The 2,165-nt window shown below is 30.9% G+C and carries 4 protein-coding genes; 2 read left to right on the forward strand and 2 right to left on the reverse strand.

Annotation, left to right across the window (positions count from 1 at the left end):
• Positions 1-170 (reverse strand): DUF2200 family protein (locus B3J44_RS18700; protein WP_286970419.1); only part of this gene is annotated, 170 nt, incomplete at its 3' end.
• Between the two features lie 126 nt (positions 171-296).
• Between B3J44_RS18700 and B3J44_RS18705 the strand changes: the two genes are divergently transcribed.
• Both B3J44_RS18705 and B3J44_RS18710 read left to right on the forward strand, forming a co-directional pair.
• Positions 297-695 (forward strand): VOC family protein, encoded by a 399-nt coding sequence (locus B3J44_RS18705; RefSeq protein WP_286970390.1) that lies wholly within the window; start codon positions 297-299, stop codon positions 693-695.
• 181 nt (positions 696-876) lie between these two features.
• Complete coding sequence (locus tag B3J44_RS18710; protein WP_286970391.1) at positions 877-1,296, forward strand: serine O-acetyltransferase; 420 nt, start codon at positions 877-879, stop codon at positions 1,294-1,296.
• A gap of 53 nt (positions 1,297-1,349) precedes the next feature.
• Here B3J44_RS18710 and map read toward each other — a convergent pair whose 3' ends face one another.
• The gene (map, locus tag B3J44_RS18715; RefSeq protein WP_198855639.1) at positions 1,350-2,114 is read right to left on the reverse strand and encodes a type I methionyl aminopeptidase; all 765 of its coding nucleotides are present in this window, start codon (positions 2,112-2,114) and stop codon (positions 1,350-1,352) included.
• Between the last annotated feature and the right edge of the window lie 51 nt (positions 2,115-2,165).

Here is a 2,165-nt window from a genome sequence, read left to right on the forward strand (position 1 = left end):
AAATCTACTTTCTTTTCAATTTGCGCTTTAATTTGCTTGTCACTATATCCTGTAAGCCATTTGATTACGATATCTAATTCTTCTTTAGTTCTTCCTTTTTTTTCGACTTTTTGAATGTATAAAGGATAAACGCTAGAAAATAGTATTTTGTAAATTCTTTCTGTTTTCATTGTAGTATCATTTTGCTAGAAATGCAGTTATGTAAATATAAATCAAAAGCTGTTAGAATAAAAATACAAACAATATTTAATACCTTAGACTTTTAAAAAATCAAGGAATTTTTAAAAGTTATTTCTATGGAAAATCAAGATAATAAAACACCTAAAGTAATTGGAATTGGCGGCATATTCTTTTATTCGGATGATCCAAAAGAAACAAAAGATTGGTACGCTAAAAATCTAGGATTAGATATAAATGCGTGGGGCTCTTCAAGCTTTGATTCGAGAGATTTAAATAATCCAGACCAGATAAATTCGTTGCAATGGAGTCCCTTTCCAAAAGGAGATGATTACTTTTTACCTTCAAAAAAGCATTTTATGATCAATTATCGTGTGCAGAACATTGAAGGTTTGGTGGAACAATTAAAAGAAAATGGCGTGACAATTTTAGACAATATAGAAACTTACGATTATGGTAAATTTGTTCATATTATGGACGCTGAAGGCAATAAAATCGAGCTTTGGGAATCTCGTTGAGTTAAAGAATGATGTGATTTAATTAGACATTCTTTTAAAATGTCAAATATCAAAAAATACTTAAAATCATATGTTTAATACATTAGTTAAAATCAATTGCCATTCAAAAAATAAATTCTTAAAACTAATTGCGAGCAATTTGCTAGAGAAACTTTATTGTTGCGAAATAAACTGTGTGGAAATGGACAAAAGCGTTTTGTTTGCACATCACGGGCGTGGATGCACTATTGTGGCAGCTAAAATTTGTGAGAATGTTGTCATATTTCAAAACGTATCTATCGGAGCAAATTTAAAATACAATAAAATTAGTAAGGAATGGGAAAATGTTGGCAACCCGATTATTGCTAAAAATGTTATTATTGCCGATGGTGCCAAAATTTTAGGACCAATCGCAATTGGAGAAAATTCGGTTATTGGTGCGGGTTCTATTATTACAAAAGACATTCCGCCAAATAGTGTAGCCTTTGGAGTAAATAAATTTAAACCAAAAGACGAAAACTATGATTTAATATTTAACCCCAATATGATTCATTTTCAGAAAATAATAGAAGCCAATAAAAATTTGATTGCAACGTTTAACAAACAAAATGGCGTTATTTAATAAAACAAAAGCCTCTATTAGAAATAATAGAGGCTTTTGTTTAAATAGAATTTTTAATTCCAAATTTCATTCATTTCTGTCAAAATAATTGGCTTTCCTTCTGTTACTACAATAGTATGTTCGTGTTGCGCCATAAAACCACCTTTGTTTCCAACCATTGTCCAACCATCTTTTAAGGTTTCAGCATATGTAGAACTGGTAGAAATGAAAGTTTCAATTGCTACAACAGAATTCTTCTTAAATCTTGTTTGATTAAAACGATCTCTATAATTGGCAATTTCATGCGGTGCTTCATGAAGACTTCTTCCTACTCCATGCCCTGTTAGGTTTTTGATTACTTTGTAACCACGCTTTTTAGCTTCTGTTTCAATCAGAAAGCCAATATCAGAAATACGAACGCCACCTTTTATATTGTGAATGGCTTTATGCAAAATATCTCTAGAAGCTTCCACTAACTTTTGATGCTCATTTATATCATTACCAATTACAAAAGAACCTCCGTTATCTGACCAAAATCCATCCAATTCAGCAGAAACATCAATATTAATTAAATCGCCTTCTTGCAAAATTCTTTTTTCAGAAGGAATTCCGTGGCAAAATTCATTGTCAACACTAATGCAAGTCCAACCAGGAAAACCGTAAGTTAAATATGGCGCAGATTTCGCTCCTAAATCATTTAAAATTTGTCCTCCGTAATCGTCTAATTCTTTTGTCGATATTCCAGGTTTGGCAAATTTTCTCATTTCTTTTAAAGTAAAAGCTACAGCTTCACTTATTTTTTTCATTCCTGCTAATTCTGCTTCGGTTGTAATAGACATTGTTTTGTTTCTTAAAATTAATAACGGTCTAAATTTACCACTTTTCTACAA

The sequence above is a fragment of the Flavobacterium sp. UBA4854 genome (assembly GCF_002399805.1).
GTDB classification, from domain to species: Bacteria; Bacteroidota; Bacteroidia; order Flavobacteriales; family Flavobacteriaceae; genus Flavobacterium; species Flavobacterium ginsengisoli.

Bases quoted from the DNA above. Each gene is read 5' to 3' on its own strand.
- B3J44_RS18705 (WP_286970390.1), top strand. From the start codon at position 297: ATGGAAAATCAAGATAATAAAACACCTAAAGTAATTGGAATTGGCGGC.
- B3J44_RS18710 (WP_286970391.1), top strand. From the start codon at position 877: ATGGACAAAAGCGTTTTGTTTGCACATCACGGGCGTGGATGCACTATT.
- map (WP_198855639.1), bottom strand. From the start codon at position 2,114: ATGTCTATTACAACCGAAGCAGAATTAGCAGGAATGAAAAAAATAAGT.